The sequence below is a fragment of the Mitsuokella apri genome, assembly GCF_047974105.1.
Classification (GTDB): domain Bacteria; phylum Bacillota; class Negativicutes; order Selenomonadales; family Selenomonadaceae; genus Mitsuokella.
Genome location: NZ_JBHYRS010000001.1, coordinates 159,550 through 181,661, shown reverse-complemented (window position 1 = coordinate 181,661; position 22,112 = coordinate 159,550). Strand labels below are relative to the sequence as shown.

The 22,112-nt window shown below is 54.5% G+C and carries 33 protein-coding genes; all 33 read left to right on the top strand.

Features of this window, described 5'->3' with window-relative positions; all coding sequences use genetic code 11:
* Nucleotides 1-39: 39 nt before the first annotated feature.
* The 33 genes from rpsS (at nt 40) to purE (ending at nt 22,092) form a co-directional block, all read left to right on the top strand.
* Entirely contained in the window at nt 40-321 is a 282-nt protein-coding gene (gene rpsS / locus ACE419_RS00900) for a 30S ribosomal protein S19 (protein ID WP_040636161.1), read from the top strand.
* A 21-nt stretch (nt 322-342) separates the two neighbouring features.
* Nucleotides 343-678, top strand: a complete 336-nt coding sequence (rplV, locus tag ACE419_RS00895) for a 50S ribosomal protein L22 (protein ID WP_040636162.1) — start codon at nt 343-345, stop codon at nt 676-678.
* 17 nt (nt 679-695) lie between these two features.
* Nucleotides 696-1,364 (top strand): 30S ribosomal protein S3, encoded by a 669-nt coding sequence (gene rpsC, locus ACE419_RS00890; RefSeq protein ID WP_432647889.1) that lies wholly within the window; start codon nt 696-698, stop codon nt 1,362-1,364.
* Entirely contained in the window at nt 1,364-1,807 is a 444-nt protein-coding gene (gene rplP / locus ACE419_RS00885; protein WP_432647890.1) for a 50S ribosomal protein L16, read from the top strand. The genes rpsC and rplP overlap by 1 nt, the downstream gene beginning before the upstream one ends.
* Complete coding sequence (rpmC, locus tag ACE419_RS00880; protein ID WP_005842110.1) at nt 1,797-1,991, top strand: 50S ribosomal protein L29; 195 nt, start codon at nt 1,797-1,799, stop codon at nt 1,989-1,991. Before rplP ends, rpmC begins: the two co-directional genes overlap by 11 nt.
* Before the next feature lie 38 nt (nt 1,992-2,029).
* A complete protein-coding gene (gene rpsQ, locus ACE419_RS00875; protein ID WP_432647892.1) occupies nt 2,030-2,287 on the top strand; it encodes a 30S ribosomal protein S17 in 258 nt (85 codons plus the stop codon).
* 30 nt (nt 2,288-2,317) lie between these two features.
* The gene (rplN, locus tag ACE419_RS00870) at nt 2,318-2,686 is read left to right on the top strand and encodes a 50S ribosomal protein L14 (RefSeq protein WP_295632106.1); all 369 of its coding nucleotides are present in this window, start codon (nt 2,318-2,320) and stop codon (nt 2,684-2,686) included.
* Between the two features lie 18 nt (nt 2,687-2,704).
* Nucleotides 2,705-3,037: a 50S ribosomal protein L24 gene (gene rplX / locus ACE419_RS00865; RefSeq protein ID WP_432647893.1), complete on the top strand. Its 333-nt coding sequence runs from the start codon at nt 2,705-2,707 to the stop codon at nt 3,035-3,037.
* Between the two features lie 21 nt (nt 3,038-3,058).
* Nucleotides 3,059-3,598, top strand: coding sequence for a 50S ribosomal protein L5 (gene rplE / locus ACE419_RS00860; RefSeq protein WP_005842117.1), 540 nt, complete (start codon nt 3,059-3,061; stop codon nt 3,596-3,598).
* A gap of 14 nt (nt 3,599-3,612) precedes the next feature.
* Nucleotides 3,613-3,798 carry a type Z 30S ribosomal protein S14 gene (locus ACE419_RS00855; protein WP_147369891.1) on the top strand — a complete coding sequence of 62 codons (186 nt, stop codon included), beginning with the start codon at nt 3,613-3,615 and terminating at the stop codon, nt 3,796-3,798.
* Between the two features lie 33 nt (nt 3,799-3,831).
* Nucleotides 3,832-4,230 (top strand): 30S ribosomal protein S8, encoded by a 399-nt coding sequence (gene rpsH, locus ACE419_RS00850; RefSeq protein WP_036377737.1) that lies wholly within the window; start codon nt 3,832-3,834, stop codon nt 4,228-4,230.
* A gap of 22 nt (nt 4,231-4,252) precedes the next feature.
* Nucleotides 4,253-4,804, top strand: coding sequence for a 50S ribosomal protein L6 (gene rplF, locus ACE419_RS00845; protein ID WP_435720709.1), 552 nt, complete (start codon nt 4,253-4,255; stop codon nt 4,802-4,804).
* A gap of 30 nt (nt 4,805-4,834) precedes the next feature.
* On the top strand, nt 4,835-5,194 hold the full coding sequence (rplR, locus tag ACE419_RS00840) for a 50S ribosomal protein L18 (protein ID WP_005842124.1): 360 nt from the start codon (nt 4,835-4,837) through the stop codon (nt 5,192-5,194).
* A gap of 25 nt (nt 5,195-5,219) precedes the next feature.
* Nucleotides 5,220-5,726: a 30S ribosomal protein S5 gene (gene rpsE / locus ACE419_RS00835; protein WP_036377748.1), complete on the top strand. Its 507-nt coding sequence runs from the start codon at nt 5,220-5,222 to the stop codon at nt 5,724-5,726.
* Nucleotides 5,727-5,741: 15 nt separating this feature from the next.
* Nucleotides 5,742-5,927, top strand: a complete 186-nt coding sequence (rpmD, locus tag ACE419_RS00830) for a 50S ribosomal protein L30 (RefSeq protein ID WP_005842127.1) — start codon at nt 5,742-5,744, stop codon at nt 5,925-5,927.
* Nucleotides 5,928-5,949: 22 nt separating this feature from the next.
* On the top strand, nt 5,950-6,390 hold the full coding sequence (rplO, locus tag ACE419_RS00825) for a 50S ribosomal protein L15 (protein ID WP_295632128.1): 441 nt from the start codon (nt 5,950-5,952) through the stop codon (nt 6,388-6,390).
* 1 nt (nt 6,391) lies between these two features.
* Entirely contained in the window at nt 6,392-7,648 is a 1,257-nt protein-coding gene (gene secY, locus ACE419_RS00820) for a preprotein translocase subunit SecY (protein WP_432648231.1), read from the top strand.
* 16 nt (nt 7,649-7,664) lie between these two features.
* Nucleotides 7,665-8,312: an adenylate kinase gene (locus ACE419_RS00815; protein ID WP_432648232.1), complete on the top strand. Its 648-nt coding sequence runs from the start codon at nt 7,665-7,667 to the stop codon at nt 8,310-8,312.
* A 177-nt stretch (nt 8,313-8,489) separates the two neighbouring features.
* Entirely contained in the window at nt 8,490-8,708 is a 219-nt protein-coding gene (gene infA, locus ACE419_RS00810) for a translation initiation factor IF-1 (protein WP_009645081.1), read from the top strand.
* A 133-nt stretch (nt 8,709-8,841) separates the two neighbouring features.
* Complete coding sequence (gene rpmJ, locus ACE419_RS00805) at nt 8,842-8,955, top strand: 50S ribosomal protein L36 (RefSeq protein WP_005842139.1); 114 nt, start codon at nt 8,842-8,844, stop codon at nt 8,953-8,955.
* Nucleotides 8,956-8,981: 26 nt separating this feature from the next.
* Nucleotides 8,982-9,353, top strand: a complete 372-nt coding sequence (gene rpsM / locus ACE419_RS00800) for a 30S ribosomal protein S13 (RefSeq protein ID WP_432648508.1) — start codon at nt 8,982-8,984, stop codon at nt 9,351-9,353.
* Between the two features lie 17 nt (nt 9,354-9,370).
* Nucleotides 9,371-9,763, top strand: a complete 393-nt coding sequence (gene rpsK, locus ACE419_RS00795; RefSeq protein ID WP_005842142.1) for a 30S ribosomal protein S11 — start codon at nt 9,371-9,373, stop codon at nt 9,761-9,763.
* A gap of 19 nt (nt 9,764-9,782) precedes the next feature.
* Complete coding sequence (gene rpsD / locus ACE419_RS00790) at nt 9,783-10,376, top strand: 30S ribosomal protein S4 (protein ID WP_295632142.1); 594 nt, start codon at nt 9,783-9,785, stop codon at nt 10,374-10,376.
* Nucleotides 10,377-10,425: 49 nt separating this feature from the next.
* Complete coding sequence (locus tag ACE419_RS00785; RefSeq protein ID WP_435720708.1) at nt 10,426-11,385, top strand: DNA-directed RNA polymerase subunit alpha; 960 nt, start codon at nt 10,426-10,428, stop codon at nt 11,383-11,385.
* Between the two features lie 18 nt (nt 11,386-11,403).
* On the top strand, nt 11,404-11,742 hold the full coding sequence (rplQ, locus tag ACE419_RS00780) for a 50S ribosomal protein L17 (protein ID WP_432647164.1): 339 nt from the start codon (nt 11,404-11,406) through the stop codon (nt 11,740-11,742).
* A gap of 184 nt (nt 11,743-11,926) precedes the next feature.
* On the top strand, nt 11,927-12,859 hold the full coding sequence (locus ACE419_RS00775) for an energy-coupling factor transporter ATPase (protein ID WP_435720707.1): 933 nt from the start codon (nt 11,927-11,929) through the stop codon (nt 12,857-12,859).
* A gap of 2 nt (nt 12,860-12,861) precedes the next feature.
* The gene (locus tag ACE419_RS00770) at nt 12,862-13,812 is read left to right on the top strand and encodes an energy-coupling factor transporter ATPase (protein WP_435720706.1); all 951 of its coding nucleotides are present in this window, start codon (nt 12,862-12,864) and stop codon (nt 13,810-13,812) included.
* A gap of 1 nt (nt 13,813) precedes the next feature.
* The gene (locus ACE419_RS00765) at nt 13,814-14,605 is read left to right on the top strand and encodes an energy-coupling factor transporter transmembrane component T family protein (RefSeq protein WP_435720705.1); all 792 of its coding nucleotides are present in this window, start codon (nt 13,814-13,816) and stop codon (nt 14,603-14,605) included.
* A 33-nt stretch (nt 14,606-14,638) separates the two neighbouring features.
* Nucleotides 14,639-15,433: a tRNA pseudouridine(38-40) synthase TruA gene (truA, locus tag ACE419_RS00760; protein ID WP_435720704.1), complete on the top strand. Its 795-nt coding sequence runs from the start codon at nt 14,639-14,641 to the stop codon at nt 15,431-15,433.
* A gap of 245 nt (nt 15,434-15,678) precedes the next feature.
* Nucleotides 15,679-19,938 (top strand): acyl-CoA dehydratase activase-related protein, encoded by a 4,260-nt coding sequence (locus tag ACE419_RS00755; RefSeq protein ID WP_435720703.1) that lies wholly within the window; start codon nt 15,679-15,681, stop codon nt 19,936-19,938.
* Nucleotides 19,939-20,331: 393 nt separating this feature from the next.
* Entirely contained in the window at nt 20,332-20,460 is a 129-nt protein-coding gene (locus ACE419_RS00750) for a hypothetical protein (RefSeq protein WP_435720702.1), read from the top strand.
* Nucleotides 20,461-20,683: 223 nt separating this feature from the next.
* The gene (locus tag ACE419_RS00745; RefSeq protein WP_435720701.1) at nt 20,684-21,556 is read left to right on the top strand and encodes a phosphoribosylaminoimidazolesuccinocarboxamide synthase; all 873 of its coding nucleotides are present in this window, start codon (nt 20,684-20,686) and stop codon (nt 21,554-21,556) included.
* A gap of 50 nt (nt 21,557-21,606) precedes the next feature.
* Nucleotides 21,607-22,092, top strand: a complete 486-nt coding sequence (gene purE, locus ACE419_RS00740) for a 5-(carboxyamino)imidazole ribonucleotide mutase (protein WP_432647171.1) — start codon at nt 21,607-21,609, stop codon at nt 22,090-22,092.
* Nucleotides 22,093-22,112 lie beyond the last annotated feature (20 nt).

Sequence of the window (22,112 nt, the reverse complement as noted above, 5' to 3'; positions counted from 1 at the left end):
CAGGCAGCCTAGTGCCGCCTGACGAAAGGAGGAGACACTTTGTCAAGATCTATTAAAAAAGGACCTTACGTTGCAGAGAGCCTGATGAAGAAAATCACGGCCCTGAACGAGGCTAACGATAAGAAAGTTGTTAAGACCTGGTCGAGAAGTTCCACGATTTTCCCGGATTTCGTTGGTCACACGATTGCCGTTCACGATGGCCGCAAACACGTACCGGTTTACATCACGGAAGACATGGTAGGCCATAAGCTCGGTGAGTTCGCTCCGACGCGTACTTTCAAGGGCCATGCCGGCGAAGAGAGAAAGACCTCTCTGAAATAATTTTGCGAAAGGAGAATCCTTGTGGAATCTAAAGCAGTAGCTAAATATGTTCGCATCGCTCCGCGCAAAGTTCGTGTCGTCATGGATCTCATCCGTGGCAAGAACGTCGCTGAAGCGTTCGCGATTCTGAAATTCACGCCGAAGGCTGGTGCCGAGGTAGTTGAGAAGGTTCTGCGTTCTGCTGTTGCAAACGCTGAGAACAACTTTGATATGGACGTCGATAAGCTCTACGTCAAGACGGCATTCGCTGATCAGGGCCCGACGCTCAAGCGTATCCATCCGCGTTCCCGTGGACAGGCCTTCAAGATTTTGAAGCGTACGTCCCATGTAACCATCGTCGTTGACGAGAAGAACTGAGTAAGGAGGGAAACGGTTTGGGTCAGAAAGTAAATCCGCATGGCATTCGTCTTGGCATCGTTAAGACTTGGGATGCTAAGTGGTATGCAGACAAAGATTTTGCAGATAACCTGCATGAAGATATCAAAATCCGTGACTATCTGAAGAACAGCCTTCAGGCAGCCGGTGTGTCCAGAATCGAGACGGAGCGCAGCAAGAACCGTCTGAAAATCACGATCCATACGGCTAAGCCGGGCATGGTAATCGGCCGTGGCGGTTCGGGCATCGAGCAGATCAAAGAGGGTCTGAAGAAGTACACGACGAAGCGCGTGGACATCAACATTGCTGAAATCAAGCAGCCGGATATGGACGCAACGCTCGTTGCTGAGAACATCGCTCAGCAGCTCGAACGCCGCATCGCTTTCCGCCGTGCTATGAAGCAGGCCGTCGGCCGCACGATGCGTCTCGGCGCCAAGGGCATCAAGATCGCCTGCAGCGGTCGTCTTGGCGGCGCTGAAATCGCACGTAAGGAATCCTATCGTGAAGGAAGCATTCCACTTCATACGCTCCGCGCTGATATCGATTATGGTACGGCAGAAGCTCATACGACTTACGGCCGCATCGGCGTAAAGGTATGGATCTTCAAGGGCGAAGTCCTTCCGGAAAGAAAGCAGCAGAAGGCTGCAGCTGAAGGGAGCGAAGCTTAATGTTATTACCAAAGAGAGTCAAATACCGTAAACAGTTCCGTGGCCGTATGAAGGGCAAGGCTCATCGCGGCAATACGCTGAGCCATGGCCATTTTGGTCTCGTAGCACTCGAGCCGGCATGGATCACGAACCGTCAGATCGAGGCAGCTCGTATCGCCATGACGCGTTACATCAAACGTGGCGGCCAGGTCTGGATCAAGATTTTCCCGGATAAGCCGGTAACGGCTAAACCGGCTGAGACGCGCATGGGTTCTGGTAAAGGTTCGCCGGAGTACTGGGTAGCCGTTGTAAAACCGGGCCGTGTGCTCTTCGAGATGGATGGCGTTACGAAAGAGATCGCTATGGAAGCAATGCGTCTCGCAGGCCATAAGCTCCCGATCAAGACGAAATTCGTTATGAAGGAAGACAATAAAGCAGAGGGCGGTGAAGTAAATGAAGGTTAATGAGATTCGCGAGATGAACGCTGAGGAACTCAACCAGAAGCTTGCTTCGCTCAAAGAGGAACTTTTCAACCTCCGTTTCCAGCTCGCCACCGGCCAGCTTGAAAACCCGATGCGTATCAAAGAAGTAAAGAAGACGATCGCCCGCATCAAGACGATCCAGCGTGAGAACGAGCTCAAGGCTTAATCACGGACACTGATATGCAAAAGGAAGGAGGCTCCCTGATGAGCGAAAGAAACGTACGTAAGACTAAGATTGGTAAAGTCATCTCCGATAAGATGGACAAGACCGTTGTTGTTGCAGTCGAGGAACTCGAGCAGCACAAGCTTTACAAGAAGCCGGTCAAGAGAACGGTTAAATTCCACGCACATGACGAGAAGAACGACGCACATGTAGGCGACAAAGTTGCTATCATGGAAACGCGCCCGCTGTCGAAGACGAAGCGCTGGAGAGTCGTTGAAGTCGTAGAACGCGCGAAATAATCCCAAATTATCGAAGAAGGAGGTCAAACAATGATCCAACAGCAAACCATCCTGAATGTTGGTGACAACACTGGTGCAAAAGAAATCATGTGCATCCGTGTTCTCGGCGGTTCCTACCGCAAATACGCCAACATTGGTGATATTATCGTAGCTGCAGTTAAGTCTGCTGCTCCTGGCGGCACGGTCAAGAAGGGCGATGTCGTAAAGGCAGTCGTAGTCCGCAGCGTAAAGGGCCTGCGCCGTGCAGATGGCTCTTACATCCGCTTCGATGAGAATGCAGCTGTCCTCATCAAAGACGACAAGACGCCGAGAGGCACGCGTATTTTTGGACCGGTAGCCAGAGAGCTCCGCGAAAAAGACTTCATGAAGATCGTTTCCCTGGCTCCTGAAGTACTTTAATTGTGAGGAGGTGCTATTTTGTCACTCGTAAAACTGAACGTTAAGAAGGGCGACACGGTCGTCGTGCTGTCCGGTAAAGATAAAGGCAAGCAGGGCAAAGTCATCGCAGCTATGCCGAAGAAGGGTAAGGTTGTCGTCGAAGGCGTCAACAAAGTAAAACGTCACACGAAGCCGAACCAGAAGGCTCCGCAGGGCGGTATCCTCGTCAAAGAAGCTCCGATGCATGCATGCAAAGTCATGCTCGTCTGCCCGGCCTGCAAGAAAGCAACGCGCGTTGCTCACAAAGAGGTCAATGGCAAGATGGTTCGTGCCTGCAAGAAGTGCGGCGAAGTCATCGATCAGACGAAATAATTGAAGAAAGGAGGAGCATAAGTGGATAGATTACAGGAAAAATACCAGAACGAAGTCTGCAAGGCTATGACGGAGAAGTTCGGCTACAAGAACGTCATGCAGCTTCCGAAAATCGAGAAAGTCATCATCAACATGGGTGTCGGTGAAGCCGTTGGCAACCCGAAAGCCCTCGATGCTGCAGTAAATGATCTGACGATCATCTCGGGCCAGAAGCCGCTTCTGACTCGCGCAAAGAAATCCCTCGCTGCCTGGAAACTGCGTGAAGGCATGCCAATTGGCTGCAAAGTAACGCTGCGCGGCACGCGTATGTATCAGTTCCTCGATAAGTTCATGAACGTTGCACTCCCGCGCGTCCGTGACTTCCGTGGTGTTTCTGACAAGGCTTTTGACGGCCGCGGCAACTACGCTGTTGGTCTTAAAGAGCAGCTCATCTTCCCGGAAATCGAATACGATAAGATCGATAAGATCCGTGGCATGAACATTGTAATTGTTACGACGGCACAGACGGATGAAGAAGCCAGAGAGCTCCTGAAACTCATGGGTATGCCGTTCAAAGCATAAGGAGGTAAGGAAACTTGGCTAAGAAGTCTATGGTTGAAAAGTGGAGCAAGGAACCGAAGTTCTCCACTCGTAAGTACAACCGCTGCAAGATTTGCGGCCGTCCGCATGGTTATATGCGTAAATTCGATATGTGCCGTATCTGCTTCCGCGAGCAGAGCTACAAAGGTGCAATTCCTGGCGTAACGAAAGCCAGCTGGTAATTCTTAACATTTGAAAGGAGGATATCGGTTCACATGGTAATGACTGATCCTATTGCAGATATGCTGACCCGTTTGCGCAATGCAAACTCTGTATTCCACGAGAAGGTGGAAATCCCGGCTTCCAAAATCAAGACTGCTATCGCAGAGGTCCTGAAGGAAGAGGGCTTCATCAAAGACTACACGTTCACGGAGGACAACAAACAGGGCGTCCTCACGATCGACCTCAAATACGGTCCGCAGCGTGAGAAAGTCATCTCCGGTATCAAACGCATTTCGAAACCGGGCCTTCGCCAGTACGCAAAGCACGATGAGCTTCCGCGTGTTCTGGGCGGCCTTGGCATCGCCATCATTTCCACGTCGAAGGGCATCATGAGCGACAAGCAGGCCCGCAAGGCTGGTCTCGGCGGCGAAGTCATCGCTTACGTTTGGTAATTAGTAGTCAGGAGGTGTACAGATGTCAAGAATTGGTAGAGCACCGATTGAAATCCCGGCTGGCGTAACGGTTACGCTCGGCGAGGACAATCTGGTGAAAGTAAAGGGCCCGAAAGGTGAACTTTCCCGCCACATTCATCCGGATATGAAAGTAACCGTCGAAGGCAACGTTATCACGGTAACGCGTCCTTCCGACGATAAAACGCACAGATCTCTCCATGGTCTCACTCGTTCGCTGATCCACAACATGGTTCTCGGCGTAACGGAGGGCTTCTCCAAGAGCCTTGAAATCAATGGTGTTGGTTATCGTGCCCAGAAGCAGGGCAAGAACCTGAACCTCTCCCTTGGTTTCTCCCATCCGGTTGTTGTTGAGCCGCCGCAGGGCATCGAATTCGATGTTCCGTCGGCCAACGCCATCACGGTCAAAGGTATCGACAAGGAAGTTGTCGGCCAGATCGCTGCTGAAATCCGCAGCTTCCGTGAGCCGGAGCCGTACAAAGGCAAAGGTATCAAATACGCTGGTGAGCACATCCGCCGCAAGGAAGGTAAAGCCGGCGCCAAAGGTAAGAAATAAGGACCAGATTTGGGAAAGGAGTGAATCTCTGTGCTTCTTAAAGCAGATAAGAACAAGGCACGTCAGAAACGTCATCTGCGTGTCCGCAACCATATCGCAGGCACGGCAGCTCGTCCGCGCCTCAACGTATATCGCAGCCTCGCAAACATCTATGCGCAGGTCATCGATGATGAGAAGGGCGTAACGCTCGTCTCCGCTAGCTCCCAGGACAAGGGTTTCGAGAACTACGGTGGCAACATCGAAGCTGCAAAAGCTATCGGTACGGAAATTGCCAAACGCGCTCTTGAAAAGGGCATCACGGAAGTCGTATTCGACCGTGGCGGCTATGTTTACCATGGCCGCGTTGCCGCACTCGCTGAAGCAGCCCGTGAAGCTGGGCTGAAATTCTAAGACAAAGTCCAAAGGAGGTAAATGAATGGCTAGAAATATGGACAACGAGACTCCTGAATTCGAGGAGAAAGTTGTATATATCAATCGAGTAGCAAAAGTCGTCAAAGGCGGCCGTCGTTTCTCGTTCAGTGCCCTTGTTGTCGTTGGCAACAAGAAAGGCAAAGTAGGCGTTGGCCTCGGCAAGGCTGCTGAGGTTCCAGAGGCAATCCGCAAGGGCGTCGAGGATGCAAAGAAGAACCTCGTCGAAGTTGCTCTCTATGACAACCGCACGATTCCTCATGAGATGATCGGCATCTTCGGTGCCGGCAAAGTCATGATGAAGCCGGCTGCAAAAGGTACTGGTGTTATCGCCGGCGGCCCGGCTCGTGCCGTTCTCGAGCTCGCAGGTATCCGCGATATCCTGACGAAGTCCCTCGGCTCTGCAAACCCGAACAACATGGTTCGTGCAACGATGGAAGGCCTCAAGGCACTCAAGCGTGCTGAGGCAGTCGCTGAGCTCCGTGGCAAGACGGTTCAGGAAATCTTAGGTTAATAGGAGGCTCACAAAATGGCAAAAGTTAAAGTCACGCTGAAAAGAAGCTTGATCGGCCGCCCGGAAACGCAGCGCAAGACCGTTCGTGCTCTTGGACTGCGCAAGATCAACTCCGTTGTTGAGCTTCCGGACAATCCGGCCATCCGTGGCCAGCTCCACAAGGTCGAGCATCTGATTCAGGTAGAAGAAATCGCAGACTAAGACGAGACAGGAGGTGCACTAGATGAAGTTAAATGAATTACAGCCAGCAGCTGGTTCCCGCAAGGTCCGCAACCGCGTAGGCCGCGGCCTCGGTTCCGGCAATGGCAAGACGGCTGGCCGCGGCATGAAGGGCCAGAACTCCCGCAGCGGCGGCGGCGTACGCACGGGTTTTGAAGGCGGCCAGATGCCGATTTACCGCCGTCTCCCGAAACGCGGCTTCAAGAATGTCTGGGCTAAGACGTTCGCAGAAGTCAACGTTGAGACGCTCAATCGCTTTGAGGATGGCACGACGGTTGATCCGGTTGTGCTCGTAGAATCCGGCATCCTGAAGAACGTTCAGGACGGCATCCGCATCCTCGGCAACGGCGAACTGACGAAGAAGCTGACGGTCCGTGCAAACGGCTTCACGAAATCCGCAGAAGAGAAGATTACGGCAGCAGGTGGCAAAGTCGAGGTGATCTGAGGTGCTTTCCGCCCTTAGCAACATCTTTAAGATACCCGAACTTCGGCAGAAGATCATCTTCACGTTGATCATGTTTGCCATCTTCCGTTTGGGGACGCACATCCCTGTTCCGGGAGTTGACCCGACTGCAATAGAGAAACTCTTTGCAAATGGTAATCTGTTCGGTCTCTTAGACCTTTTTTCCGGTGGTGCGTTCAGTAAGTTTTCCATCTTCGCGATGAGCATCACGCCGTACATCAATGCGGCCATCATCATCCAGCTCCTCAATGTCGTCATCCCGACGCTCGAACAGTGGTCGAAGGAAGGCGAAGAGGGGCACAAGAAGACGACGCAGGTCACGCGCTATCTCACAGTGGTTCTGGCATTCCTCCAGGCTCTTGGCATGTCCATCGGCCTGAAGGCTGCCATTTTGAACCCGAACCCCGTCAATATTCTGATCATCGCGATCACGCTGACGGCCGGTACGGTGTTCCTCATGTGGGTTGGTGAGCAGATCACGGCTCAGGGTGTCGGCAATGGTATCTCTTTGATCATCTTTGCCGGTATCGTCGCGGCCCTGCCGAAAAATATCGGAACGATTTATCACTATGTACAGGCTGGTACCATCAGCTATTTCAGTGTGTTCATGTTTGGCGTCATCGCGCTCGCGATGGTCGTCTTCGTTGTCCACATTGAGACGGGCTTCCGCCGCATTCCGATTTCCTACGCGAAGCGCGTGGTTGGTCAGAGAGCGTACGGCGGCCATTCCAGCCATATCCCGCTGAAAGTCAATCAGGCGGGCGTCATTCCTATCATCTTTGCGTCATCCGTGCTGATGTTCCCGGTGACCGTGGCCCAGTTCATCGATGTGCCCTGGGTCAAGACGGTTGCAAGCTACTTGGAGTGGGGCAAGCCGCTTCAGACGACACTTTATGTCGGCCTGATCATCTTCTTCACTTACTTCTACACGGCCGTAACGATAAAGATTCCGGATATGGCAGACAATCTGAAAAAATACGGCGGCTTCATCCCGGGCATCCGCCCAGGTCAGCCAACGGCAGATTATTTGGATCATGTCATGACTCGTATCACGCTTGCCGGTTCCGTGTTCCTGGCCTTCATCGCCGTTCTCCCGAATATGATTGCTGCGGCAACGCATATTGAGGGCGTTTATTTCGGCGGTACGGCCCTGCTCATTGTCGTAGGCGTTGCCCTGCAGACGATGAAGCAGATTGAGTCCATGGTCGTCATGCGTCATTACGAAGGGTTCATGAAATAAGAGGAGGAAGCATATTATGCATATCTTGTTAATGGGCCCCCCGGGTGCTGGCAAAGGCACGCAGGCGGCTGAGCTTGTCAAAGCATTTGACATTCCCCATATCTCCACGGGCGATATGTTCCGTGCAGCGGTAAAAGAGGGAACGGAGCTCGGCAAGCAGGCAAAAGCGTGCATGGACGCAGGCAAGCTTGTTCCGGATTCTGTCACGATCGGCATTGTGCGCGAGCGTCTCGCCAAAGACGACTGCAAGAAGGGATTCATCCTTGACGGCTTCCCGCGCACGGTCGAGCAGGCAGACGCCCTGACGGGCATCCTGAAGGACCTCGGCCTCAAGCTCACGCGTGTCCTGAACATCAACGTTCCGGCTGAAGACCTCATCGAGCGCGCAGTCGGACGCCGCATCTGCAAGAAGTGCGGTGCCACGTATCATACGAAGTTCAACCCTCCGAAAAAAGAGGGCATCTGCGATGAATGCGGCAGCGAGCTCTTCCAGCGTGCGGATGACAACGCTGAGACGATGAAAAATCGCCTTTCCGTATACGAAGCTTCGACGAAGCCTCTGATCGACTACTACGAAAAAGCCGGTCTCTATACGGAAGTCGATGGCAGACAGTCCATCGAGAAAGTCACGCAGGACCTCATCGATGTCCTGAAGAAGGCTTAAAAGGTGAACTGCCGGCGGCGGGGATTTTCCCGCCGCTGCAGACCGAATGATAGATGTTATTGTAAGGGCGGCCACTTAGGCCGCCCATTACAATGATATATGTATTTTTAGAAGATAACCTGTTGTTGGGCATGGCGTTTGGCCCAACCAATTTCAATTTGATAAAGGGAGAATGACATGTCGAAGCAAGATGTTATTGAAGTAGAAGGCAAAGTCCTGGAAGCACTGCCGAATGCGATGTTCCAGGTGGAGCTGGAGAATGGTCATGTTGTACTGGCGCATGTATCCGGTAAGATCCGCATGAATTTCATCCGCATCCTTCCCGGTGACAAAGTCACGATTGAACTCACGCCTTATGACTTAACGCGTGGCCGTATAACCTACCGATTCAAATAAGTCATATTGTTCATCTTGCCCTTTGCGAAAAAATTTTTGACTTTTTTCGTCTCTGCCACTAGGCAGAACCGTGGAAACATGGTATACTAGCAAAATGACAAGACTGACAATCTCGAAAAGGGGGCATATAACGATGAAGGTAAAACCGTCAGTAAAACGGATTTGCGAGAAATGCAAAATCATCAAGCGCAAAGGCCGTGTAATGGTCATCTGCGAAAATCCGAAACACAAACAGAGACAAGGTTAATGAATGAATAAGGAGGTGCTTTATTAATGGCACGTATTGCCGGTGTAGATTTACCCCGTGACAAGAGAATTGAAATTGCTTTGACGTACATTTTTGGTATTGGTCTCAAGACTTCTCAGGATCTCCTGAAAGCTACTGGCATCAATCCGGATACTCGTACGCGAGACCTCACGGAGGACGAAGTTGTAAAACTTCGTGATGTCATCGATAAGAACGTCGTGGTCGAAGGTGACCTTCGCCGCGAGCGCCAGATGAACATCAAGAGACTCGTTGATATCGGCTGCTACCGTGGTCGTCGCCACCGTCTTGGTCTTCCTGTCCGTGGACAGAACACAAAGAACAACGCCCGCACGCGTAAAGGCCCGAAAAAGGCTGTAGCAGGCAAGAAAAAGGACTAATAAAGGAGGGTTAACTGGTGGCAGTTAAGAAAGCAGTTCGCACGAAGAAAAAAGTTCGTAAGAACATTGAATATGGCGTAGCACATATCAGCTCTACGTTCAACAACACAATCGTTACGCTCACTGATAAGAGCGGTAATGCACTTTCCTGGGCCAGCGCAGGCGGCCTTGGTTTCCGCGGCTCCCGTAAGAGCACGCCGTTCGCTGCACAGATGGCAGCTGAGACGGCTGCAAAGGCAGCTATGGAACACGGCCTGAAGCAGGTCGAAGTTTACGTCAAGGGTCCTGGTGCCGGCCGTGAAGCCGCAATCCGTTCCCTGCAGGCAACGGGCCTCGAGGTCAACATGATCAAAGATGTTACCCCGATTCCGCACAACGGATGCCGTCCGCCGAAGCGTAGAAGAGTATAATAGGAGGTGCATTTAACCGATGGCAATTGATAGAGTACCAGCCCTGAAGAGATGCCGTGCACTTGGCATCGAGCCGGCTGTTATTGGTCGTTCCAAAGAATCGAAACGTCAGCTCCGCCGCACGAACCGCAAGGTTTCCGAGTATGGCACGCAGCTGAAAGAAAAACAGAAAGCAAAGTTCATCTACGGTGTGCTTGAGAAGCAGTTCCGTGGATACTACGATAAAGCAAAGAAGATGCAGGGCGTTACGGGTGAAAACCTCCTCGGCCTTCTCGAGCGCCGTCTCGACAATGTCGTTTACCGCCTTGGCCTCGCTAACACGCGCCGTCAGGCTCGTCAGCTCGTTCGTCACGGCCACTTCACGGTCAACGGCAAACGCGTTGATATCCCGTCCGCACTCGTTAACGCAGGCGATGTCATTGCTGTAGCTGAGAAGAGCCAGAGCAATGCCTTCTTCAAAGAGCTCAAAGAGTCGAGCAACGCACTGTCTGCTCCGGCATGGCTCCAGGCCGATCAGGCCAACCTCACGGGCACGGTAACGCGTTTCCCGAACCGTGACGAGATCGATGTTCCTGTCAACGAGCAGGCTATCGTCGAGTTGTACTCCAAATAATGAATATTTGTGCCTTTGTGCATAGTGTTATTGAGGAGGTTCATTCAAGATGATAGACATCGAGAAACCGAAAATTGAAATTGCGGAAATCAGTGAAGACAACCGCTACGGCAAGTTTATCTGCGAACCGCTCGAGCGCGGTTACGGCACGACGTTTGGCAACAGCCTGCGCCGCATGCTGCTGTCTTCTCTCGAAGGTGCTGCGATTACCTCCATCCGAATCGATGGCGTACTCCATGAGTTCTCCACGATTCCGGGCGTCCGGGATGATGTGACGAACATCGTCCTCAACCTCAAAGAGCTCTGCCTCAAGATGTCAGGCAACGAGCCGCGAATCATCCGCATCGATGTTGAGGGAGAAAAAGAGGTAACGGCTGCCGACATCATCTGTGATGCCGACATCGAGATCCTTAACCCGGACCTCCACATTGCTACGGTCAACGAAGACGGCAAACTCAAGATTGAGATGACCGTCGAGCGCGGCCGCGGCTACGTTCCGGCTGACAAGAACAAGAAGCCGGACGATACGATTGGTGTCATTCCAATCGACTCCATCTTCTCTCCGGTCAAACGCGTGAACTACACGGTACAGGATACGCGTGTAGGCAATGTCACGGACTATGACCGCCTGATCCTCGAAGTCTGGACCGATGGTTCGCTTCGTCCGGAAGAGGCAGTCAGCAAGGCTGCTGGCATTCTCGTCATGCACCTGAAGCTGTTCCAGAACATGGACGGTCTGCCGGAGGAAGAGGAGGAAGAGGAAGCATCCTTCCCGGAAGAGGAAGAGGACGATTCTTCGAAGGTCCTCGATATGACCATTGAAGACCTCGACCTCTCCGTACGTTCCTTCAACTGTCTCAAACGCGCCAACATCAACACGGTCGCTGACCTTGCTGAGAAGACGGAAGACGACATGATGAAGGTCCGCAACCTCGGACGCAAATCTCTTGAGGAAGTCAAGAAGAAGCTCGAGGAACTCGGTTTAACGCTCAAACAAAACAACGACTGACAGGAAAGAGGGAAATCAATGAGCTACAGAAAATTAGGACGTAACTCTGCAGCCCGCAAGGCGCTGCTTAAGAGCATTCTCACTTCCTTCTTCAGATATGGCCGCATTGAGACGACGGAAGCTAAGGCTAAAGAGCTTCGCAAGTTCGCTGAAAATCTCATCACGCTCGCAAAGCGCGGTGACCTCAGCGCTCGTCGCCAGGCAATCGCTGAGCTGGCTGATGAAGATGTAGTAAGAAAGCTTTTCGATGAGATCGCAGGCAAGTACGCTGACCGCCAGGGCGGTTACACGCGTATCCTGAAGCTCGGCGTTCGCCGCGGCGATGCTGCTCCGATGGTCATCATCGAATTGGTGTAATCTGATACGGATTTCAAGAGGCTGTCTGCATTTGCAGACGGTCTTTTTTTCTGCCCTTTTGCAGGGAAATTCACCGGCTGCGTGGATTGTAAACCGAGGTTTTTGTTTGTGTTGACTTAGAATCTGCGGTATAATGAGAGCGTTGTATTTTATGGATAAGATTTTGAGTTAAGGAGGAGACGCCATGGCTTTTATCGAGCTCGAGCATCTCTCGCATGATTACCATGCGGGGACAGAGCAGGAGCACAGGGCTCTCGATGATATCACGCTGCAGATTGAGGCGGGCGAATTCGTGGTGATACTCGGCGCGAATGGTTCGGGCAAGTCGACGCTGGCGAAGCACCTCAACGCCCTCTTGATTCCGTCTTCGGGCAGCTGCCGCGTGGCGGGCATGGATACGGCGTCCGAGGAAGACCTTTGGAAAATCCGGCAGCAGGTCGGCATGGTCTTTCAGAATCCCGACAACCAGCTCATCGCGGCGATTGTCGAGGACGACGTGGCCTTTGGCCCCGAGAACCTCGGCATGAAGCCCGATGAGATTCGCGAGTCCGTGCTGCAGGCGCTCGAAAGCGTCCATATGACGCATTACCGCAAATTCGCGCCGCATCTGCTGTCCGGCGGTCAGAAACAGCGCGTGGCGATTGCCGGGGCCCTCGCGATGAAGACAAAGTGCCTCGTGCTCGATGAACCCACGGCCATGCTCGACCCGCAGGGGCGCGGCGAGGTCATGGAGACCATCCGCCGCCTGCACAGGGAGCAGGGCATCACGATCGTGCACATCACGCATTTCATGGAAGAGGCGAGTTTTGCGGACCGCGTCATCGTCATGGACAAAGGCCATGTCGTCAGGGACGGCACGCCGCGCGAGGTTTTTGCCGAAGCGGACATGCTCAAAAAACTCGGCCTCGATGTGCCGCTCGCGGCGGAGCTGGGGCTCGCGCTGCGCCATGACGGCCTGCCTCTGCCCAAAGACATTTTGACCGACGAAGAACTCGTGCAGGCTGTTTTGGCATTGCAAACGGGGCAGACAGCAAAAAAGGGTAAAGATACGCCCGTTCAGCCTGTTCAGGCGAAGCAAGCGGTGCGGGATGTTCCGAGTCCGAAAGGGGGCTGCTGACCTTGGCCATTACATTGGAGCATGTCGACTACATTTATATGCCGAAGACGCCGTTTGCGCATCAGGCGCTCAAGGATGTCTCGCTGACCATCGAGGAAGGTTCGTTCACGGCCATTGCGGGCCATACGGGCTCGGGCAAGTCCACGCTGCTGCAGCAGTTCAACGGCCTGCTGCAGCCGACAAGCGGCCGCGTGCTTGTCGATGGCGTCGACATCAACCCGAAAAATAAAAAGGAGCGCGCATCTGCCAAGCGCATGCGCCTGAAGGTCGGCATGGTCTTCCAGTATGCGGAGCAGCAGCTCTTTGAGGAGACGATTGCTGCGGATATCGCCTTTGGCCCGCGCAATCTCGGCCTTGCCGAAGAAGAAGTTGAAGCGCGCGTCAGGGAAGCCATGCAGCTCGTGCACCTCGACTACGAGACATACAAAGAGCGTTCGCCGTTTGAACTCAGCGGCGGCCAGCAGCGCCGCGTGGCCATTGCGGGCGTGCTCGCGCTGAAGCCGGAGTACCTCGTGCTCGATGAGCCGACGGCGGGGCTCGACCCGCGCGGCCGCGAGGAACTCACCAGGACCATCCGCTATCTGCACGAAAAGAAGAACGTCACGATCATCTTCGTCTCGCACAACATGGACGACATCGCGCGCCTTGCTGACCATGTCATCATCATGAGTCAGGCGGAAAAAATCGCGGATGCCTCGCCAAAAGAAGTGTTTCAGGATAACGCGATGCTTGCGCAGGCAGGCCTCAGGCCGCCTCATGTCATGGAGCTTTTAGCGCGCATGAAAGAGGCGGGCCTGCCCGTGCGCACGGACTGCCTGAATTTCGAGGAGGCTCATAAATGCCTTAAAGACGTCTGCCGCAGGCTGCTGCAGGACCATAGAGAGAAAAACGGCAGTAAAGACAGAAAAGATATAAAAGATAAGGAAGACAAGAACGGGAAGGGGGCGTGCTGAGATGTTATCCGATATCACGATTGGCCAGTATTTTCCTGGGAGTTCCATCCTGCACAGGCTCGACCCGCGCACGAAGGTCGTGCTGCTGTTCTTCTACCTCGTGCTGATTTTCGTCTGCCGCAGTGCGATTTCGTACGCCATGCTGACGGCTCTGACGTTTGTGCTCATGCTCTTATCAAAAGTGCCAATGGGCACGATGCTGCGTTCGTTAAAGCCGCTTTGGTGGATTATCCTTTTCACCTTTGTCATCCACCTGTTCAGCACGCCGGGCGAGGAGCTCGCGCAGGTCTGGATTTTCAGCCTGACCTGGGAGGGCATTGTCGAGGGCTTCTATATTTCGCTGAGACTGGTGCTCTTGATTCTGCTGTCGTCGCTTTTGACCTTTACGACCAGCCCGATTAAGCTGACGGATGCCATGGAAGACTTGCTGTCTCCTTTTAAGCGTTTCGGCGTGCCGGCCCATGAACTCGCAATGATGATGACGATTGCGCTGCGCTTTGTGCCGACGCTGATACAGGAGACGGACCGCATCATGAAAGCGCAGCAGTCGCGCGGTGCGGATTTTCAGGACGGCAGCATCGCCAAACGCCTTAAAGCCTTTGTGCCGGTGCTGGTGCCCTTGTTCCTTTCAGCCTTCCGACGTGCCGATGACCTCGCGATGGCCATGGAGGCGCGCTGCTACCGCGGCGGCGAGGGGCGGACGCAGATGAAGGCCCTGAAAGTCACGAGCATTGACTATGTGGCCTGGGGCTTTACGGTCCTGCTGATTGCCGCCGTCATCGCCGTGCGCTGATACTATATAAATAGAAGGGAATTTTGCCATTTTATGAAACGGGAACACAAGGCCGAGATGAAGGCCCGCGCGCGCAATGTTGTCTTAAAGGTCGCGTATGACGGCACGGCCTATCACGGCTTTCAGCGTCAGACGCCGCCGATTGTGGCCGTGCAGAATATATTGGAAGAAAAACTCGCCGTCGTCTTTGGCGACAGCATCGAGCTCGCGGCTGCGGGCCGCACGGATGCCGGTGTTCATGCCTACGGGCAGGTTGTCAATTTCTTTACGAACGGACGCATTCCGACAGACCGCATCGTGCGCGCCGTCAACAGCCTTTTGCCAAGTGATATCGCCATTCAGGCTGCCGGCGAGGCGGATTTTGACTTCAGCGCGCGTCACAGCGCCAAGAGCAAGACGTACATTTACCGCCTTCAGCAGGGCGGGGTGCCGAATCCCATGACGGCGCGCTACGCGTGGTACATCCGGCGTCCTCTCGACCTCGCGGCCATGCGCGAAGCTCTCAATATGATTCTCGGCACACATGATTTTACGTCGTTTCGCGCGAGCGGCGGCGCGCCGATGAGTCCCGTGCGCACGATGTACGACGTCTCACTCACGGAAATTGCGGGCGGGCAGCTCGAATGCCGCATCCACGGCAGCGGTTTTCTCTACCACATGGTGCGCAACATCATCGGGACGCTCGCGAATGTCGGTCTCGGCTATATCACGCCGGAAGGTTTCAAGGAGATTCTCGAAGCGAAGGACCGTCAGAAAGCTTCGGCCACGGCCCCTGCCTGCGGCCTTTTTCTCGCCGAAGTCGATTATGGCGAGTCCTTTCACTTTTGAAAAGTAAAATGTCGAAAAGTCAAAATACAGCATTTATGCTTATTTTTGGCGTCTTTGCCGCTAAAATTTGATAAGATATCTCATTTTCAGCCTCGTTTCCTCAAAAAGAAGCGGGGCTTTTGAATTTGTCAGTAACTTCCGGACTTGCACGGTCCCTTTATATAGGTTAGAATATAATGTGACCCTGAAAAGGGGGGTCTTCATATATTTTTCAGAATAAATCCAGGACACTAGGTGGTGTAAAAATGAAATCAGTATTGAACGTAGGGATTGATGTCGGCTCGACGACCATCAAGCTCGTTGTGCTCGACCATGAGAAGAAAATTCTCTACAAGAATTATGCCCGCCATTTTTCGGAGATCGGCAACGCCCTGCAGGAGAATCTGACGCATCTGAAATCCATCGTTGGTGAAAGGAAATTCTCTTTCGCCCTGACGGGCTCAGCCGGCATGGGTATCGCACAGCGCATCGGCCTGCCTTTCGTGCAGGAAGTCATCGCCTGCGCGGCGGCCGTCAAAGAGCTGATTCCGCAGACGGATACGGTCGTGGAGCTTGGCGGCGAGGACGCGAAAATCACGTACTTCGGCGATGCACCGGAGCAGCGCATGAACGGCGTCTGCGCGGGCGGCACGGGCTCCTTCATCGACCATATGGCATCGCTTTTATCAACGGATGCCAAGGGGCTTGACGACCTTGCGGCCAAGGGCAAGCAGATCTACACGATCGCTTCGCGCTGCGGCGTCTTTGCCAAGACCGATATTCAGGCGCTCATGAATGATGGTGCGGAAAAGGCAGACATTGCGCTCTCCATTTTCCAGGCCGTGGTCAATCAGACCATCGGCAACCTCGCACAGGGCCGTCCCATAAGCGGTCACGTCGCCTTCCTCGGCGGCCCGCTGCACTTCCTGCCGGAGCTGCGCAAACGCTTCATTGAGACGCTGAAGCTCGACGATGAGCACGTCGTCAAGGTCGACTACGGCAACTACTTCGTCGCGATGGGCGCGGCGCTTTCCGATGAGGCCGAGGTCATCGACGTCAAACGCCTCGAAGAAAGCATCGAGAAGGCCAAACAGGCCGCGGCCCGCGAGACGCGCAAGGCCGACTTCACGCTGTTTGAGAACCGTGCGGACTACGAGGCTTTCAAGGCCCGCCACGACAAGGACAAGGTAAAGCGCGGCGACCTCAAATCGTACCGCGGCCCGGTCTACGTCGGCATCGACGCGGGCTCGACGACGACGAAAATCACGGCCATCGGCAGGGACAAGGAAATCCTCTACACCTCGTACGGCAGCAATCAGGGCTCGCCTTTAAAGACGGTCGTCAAAGAGATGAAGGGACTTTATGCGGCCCTGCCTGAGGGCACGCATATCGCCGGTGCCATGACCACGGGCTACGGCGAGGCCATTGTCAAAGCTGCGCTGCACGCTGACGGCGGCGAGGTCGAGACGTTCGCGCACCTGCGGGCGGCACAGGAATTCTGCCCCGATGTCACGTTTGTCATCGATATCGGCGGTCAGGACATGAAGTGCTTCTTCGTCAAGGACGGCAGCATCGGCAACATCACGCTGAATGAGGCGTGCTCGGCCGGCTGCGGTTCGTTCATCCAGAACTTCGCCGAAGGTCTGCACATGACGCCGGCCGAGTTTGCGGCCAAGGCCATCGACTCAAAAGCTCCTGTCGACCTCGGCACGCGCTGCACGGTCTTCATGAACTCGAAGGTCAAGCAGGCACAGAAAGAGGGCGCCGATGTCGCCGACATCTCGGCCGGCATTGCCTTCTCCGTCATCAAGAACGCGCTCTTTAAGGTCATGCAGCTCAAGGATGTCCGCGAACTCGGCGACCACATCGTCGTACAGGGCGGCACGTTCTACAACGACGCCGTGCTGCGCTGCATGGAAAAACTCCTCGACCGTGATGTCATCCGCCCCGATATTGCGGGCCTCATGGGTGCGTACGGCGCGGCCATCCTGGCTCTCGAAGCGGGTACGGAAAAATCGAGCCTGCTTTCAGCAGACGAACTCGACCATTTCGAAGTGGCGACGAGCTCGTACCGCTGCCGCGGCTGCGGCAACAAGTGCCTGATCACGATGCAGAAGTTCCCCGACGGCGGCAAGTACTTCACGGGCAACCGCTGCGAGCGCGGCATCGGCGGCCAGAAAAAAGAATCGGACACGCCGAATATCTACCAATATAAATACGACCGCATGTTCAAATTCTACGAGCCGCTTGAGCATCCGTCACGCGGCACGATCGGCATCCCGCGCGTCCTGAACATGTACGAGGACTATCCGTTCTGGTTCACGTTCTTCACGAAACTCGGCTACAAGGTCGTCATTTCGGGCAAATCGAGCGCGAAGATGTACTTCAAGGGCATGGCGACGGTGCCGTCCGACTCGCTGTGCTATCCGGCGAAGCTCGCGCACGGCCACATCATGGACCTCATCGAAAAGGGCGTCACGAAGATTTTCTATCCGTGCGAGCCTTACAACATGGTCGATGACAAGCATCCGTCCGAGAACCATTACAACTGCCCAATCGTCGCTTCGTACGCCGAGAACATCCGCGGCAACATGGACATCCTGCGCGAGAAGAACATCGACTTCATCGAGCCGTTCCTGCCAATCAACGATGAAAAGCGCATGGCTGAGCGCCTTTATGAAGAACTCGGCGAGCGGGAAGGCCTCGGCAAAAAGGAAATTGCCGAAGCCGTCGACGAGGCCTACAGGGAGCTCGCGCAGTACCGTCAGGATGTGCGCGACTACGGCAAAAAAATCCTTGAACGCGCCGAAAAGACGGGCGAGCAGGTCATCATGCTCGTCGGCCGTCCGTACCACATCGACCCCGAGATCAACCACGGCATTCCGGAGATGATCCAGAGCTATCATCTGCCGATCATTTCGGAAGACGCGGTCTACCATATGCCGGTCAAGGCTGCGCGCCTCAAGATCGTCAACCAGTGGAGCTATCATGCGCGCCTTTACCACGCCGCGCAGTTCGTCGCGGAGCATCCGAATTTCACGCTGATTCAGTTCAGCTCGTTCGGCTGCGGCCTCGACGCGCTGACGACGGGACAGGTCCGCGACATCCTCGAGTCGCACAGCCGCATCTACACGATGATCAAGCTCGACGAAGTCTCGAACCTCGGCGCCGCGCGCATCCGTCTGCGTTCTCTCATGGCCGCGCTTGCACGCCGCAAACCCGTGCCGTATCAGGAAATTAAGCCCATCGAGCGCCCGCACTTTACGGCGGAATGCAAAAAGACGCACACGATCCTCGCGCCGCAGATGGCTCCGATTCACTTCGAGCTCATCAAATCCGTCATGCGTGACTTCGGCTACAACCTCGTCGTGCCGAAAATGCCGGACAAGGCGGCCATCGACCTCGGCCTGCGCTACGTCAACAACGACATGTGCTATCCGTCCATCGTCGTCATCGGCCAGCTGCTCGCGGCCCTGAAGTCGGGCAAATACGACCCCGACCACACGAGCATCGCAATGTTCCAGACCTGCGGTGCCTGCCGCGCGACGAACTACATGAGCGTGTTGCGTCAGGCCCTCAAATACGCGGGCTTCCCGCAGGTGCCGGTCTTCGCCGTGCACGGCCTGCCCGAAGAGACGGATTCGTTCCGCCTCACGCGCCCGATGCTCGTCGCCGCCATCAAGGCCGCGATCTTCGGCGACCTCCTGCAGAATGTCAAAAACCGCATGATGCCGTACGAACTGCAGAAGGGCGAAACCCAGCGCCTTTACGACAAGTGGATGGCAAAATGCAAGGAAGTGCTGCGTGACTGCGGCTACTTCAAATTCCAGCGCACGGTCAAGCAGATCGTCAAGGAATTCGACAACATCCCGATTGACGAAGACCTCTGGAAGCCGAAAGTCGGCATCGTCGGTGAAATCCTCGCGAAGTACCATCCGGTGGCCAACAACCACATCGAGAAGGTCCTGATGGAAGAGGGCGCCGAAGTCGTCATGCCGGATTTCGTGGACTTCTTCCTCTATTCGGCCTACGACCCAATTGTCAAGCACAAACTGCTCGACGGCCAGAAAAAGAGCAGCTTCTTTGGCCGCATGTTCATCAACATCATCAACTTCTACCGCGCGCCGATGCGCAAGGCTTTAAAGAACAGCCGCCACTTCCGCGCGCCGCATAAGATTGACGATACGGCAAGACTCGCCTCGCGCCACGTCAGCCTCGGCAACATGGCCGGCGAAGGCTGGTTCCTGACAGGCGAAATGGTCAAACTCATCGACGAAGGCGTGCCCAACGTCGTCTGCCTCCAGCCGTTCGGCTGCCTGCCGAACCACATCACGGGCAAAGGCGTCATGCACGAACTGCGCGAGAGCTATAAAGGAGCAAACCTCACCGCCATCGACTGCGATGCAGGCTCCTCCGAAGTCAACCAGCTCAACCGCCTCAAACTCATGCTCGCCGTAGCAAAAGAGCGCGGGCCAAAGGGCGAAGAAATCGCCGAAGAAGAAAGCCGCGAGGCAGAGCAGCGTTGAAACGCACAATTAAAGATACTTCTAAAGATACTTCGATAAAGAAGGGAACTGTCCAGCAGATTCGGATAGTTCCCTTCTTTTTTAGTTTGCGTAGTTTGCAGGATTCGGAGTTCGGGGAAAGAAGTTACGTTTGGCAAAGGGGCGGGGAGACCTGTTTCGGCTTCGGCGTTCCGCTAAAATGAACCTCATGGCATAGAGTTTTTCTAAGACGCTTCGCCGCCTGCCGCGGCGTTCTCACATCGTATCTTTTTGCTGAGTGCTTCTTGAGGTTCAGCCCTGCGGGCGGTCGCTGCACGCCTGCAGGCGAAACAGGTCTCCCCGCCCTAGCTGCAGAGTATCTTTCTCATCGAGCTTAAATGTACGACGTAACTAGGCGGGAGGGCACCATTGCGCTTGCAGGAACGGAGTGATTGCCCGCAGGGCTGGGCCGCACAGCGTACGTTCTTTGTTCAGGATGTAGGAACGCCGTGGCAGACGGCGAAGCAGCAAAAGCGCTGCAGCCGTATCCTGCGGCCCATTTAACGGAGTGACGAAACCGGAATGGTGCCCTCCCGCCCTTATGAGATGTAAACAAAAAAGAAGCCGAAATACAGGCCCCCGCCCCTTGTGAGATGTTAACCATTCCCCGGCGCGCGTTCCCCAACGCAAGGACATATGACCCTGTTTCTTGACTTTTTTTTCATCTGCCGTTATGATGGAGATAGAAAAATCCTATCTATTCGTATGTGACGGAGGATGATAAGTAATGAAAGAGTATAAGCCGTTCAAATCCGGAAAAGTTCGCGAGGTTTACGATGCAGGCGACAGCATCATCATGGTTGCCACGGACCGTATCTCGGCCTTTGACCATATCCTCAAAAACAAGATCACGAAGAAGGGCAAAGTCCTGACGCAGATGTCGAAGTTCTGGTTCGACTTCACGAAGGATATCATCCCGAATCACATGATCTCGGTCGACAACAACGACATGCCGGAGTTCTTCCGTCAGCCGCAGTTCCTCGGCAACAGCATGAAGTGCAAAAAACTCACGATGCTGCCGATGGAGTGCATCGTCCGCGGTTACATCACGGGCAGCGGCTGGGCAAGCTACCAGGAGAACGGTACGGTCTGCGGTATCAAACTGCCGGAAGGCCTCAAGGAATCCCAGAAACTGCCGGAGCCGATTTTCACGCCGAGCACGAAGGCAGAGCTCGGTGACCACGACGAGAACGTCTCGCTCGAGCAGGGCGCAGCCGTCTTTGAGAAGGAATTCCCCGGCCATGGCATGGAGTACGCAGAGAAACTCCGCGACTACACGATTGCCATTTACAAGAAATGCGCAGAATACGCTCTTTCGCGCGGCATCATCATCGCCGACACGAAGTTCGAGTTCGGTCTCGACGAGAACGGCCAGATCGTCCTCGGCGACGAGGTCCTGACGCCGGACAGCTCCCGCTTCTGGCCGCTTGAAGGCTACGAAGCCGGCAAACCGCAGCCGTCGTATGACAAGCAGTTCGTCCGCGACTGGCTCAAGGCAAATCCGGACAGCGACTACAAGCTGCCGCAGGATGTCATCGACAAGACGATTGCGAAGTACGAAGAAGCTTACAAGATGATCACGGGCAAAGACCTCGACTGATCAGCATAACATAGAATCACTGTTTGTATTGATATAGGAGATGATCATCCATGAAAGCAGCTGTTATCATGGGAAGCGACTCCGACTGGCCCATTATGAAGCCGGCCGTCGAGCTCTTGAAACAGTTTGGTATTGAGTCGGAAGTCACGGTGGCCTCGGCACACCGCACGCCGGCCAAAGTTCGTGAATTTGTTCTGTCCGCTCCGGAAAAAGGCGTGGGCGTCTTCATCGTCGGTGCAGGTGCTGCCGCACACCTCGCCGGTGTCGTCGCAAGCTACACGACGCTGCCGGTCATCGGTATCCCCATCAACGGCACGTCCTTAAACGGCATGGATGCCCTTTTGTCGACGGTGCAGATGCCGTCTGGCATTCCGGTTGGCACGATGGCCATCAACGGTGCGAAGAACGCCGCGATTTTTGCCGTCGAGATGTTCTCCATTGCCGATGACGACCTCAAGAAGAAACTTGCGGACTACCGTGCCAAGATGGTACAGGAAGTCGACAAGAAGGCAGCACGCGTTGCCGCTCAGCTCTGAGCACAGGCTTCGCGTTTCCT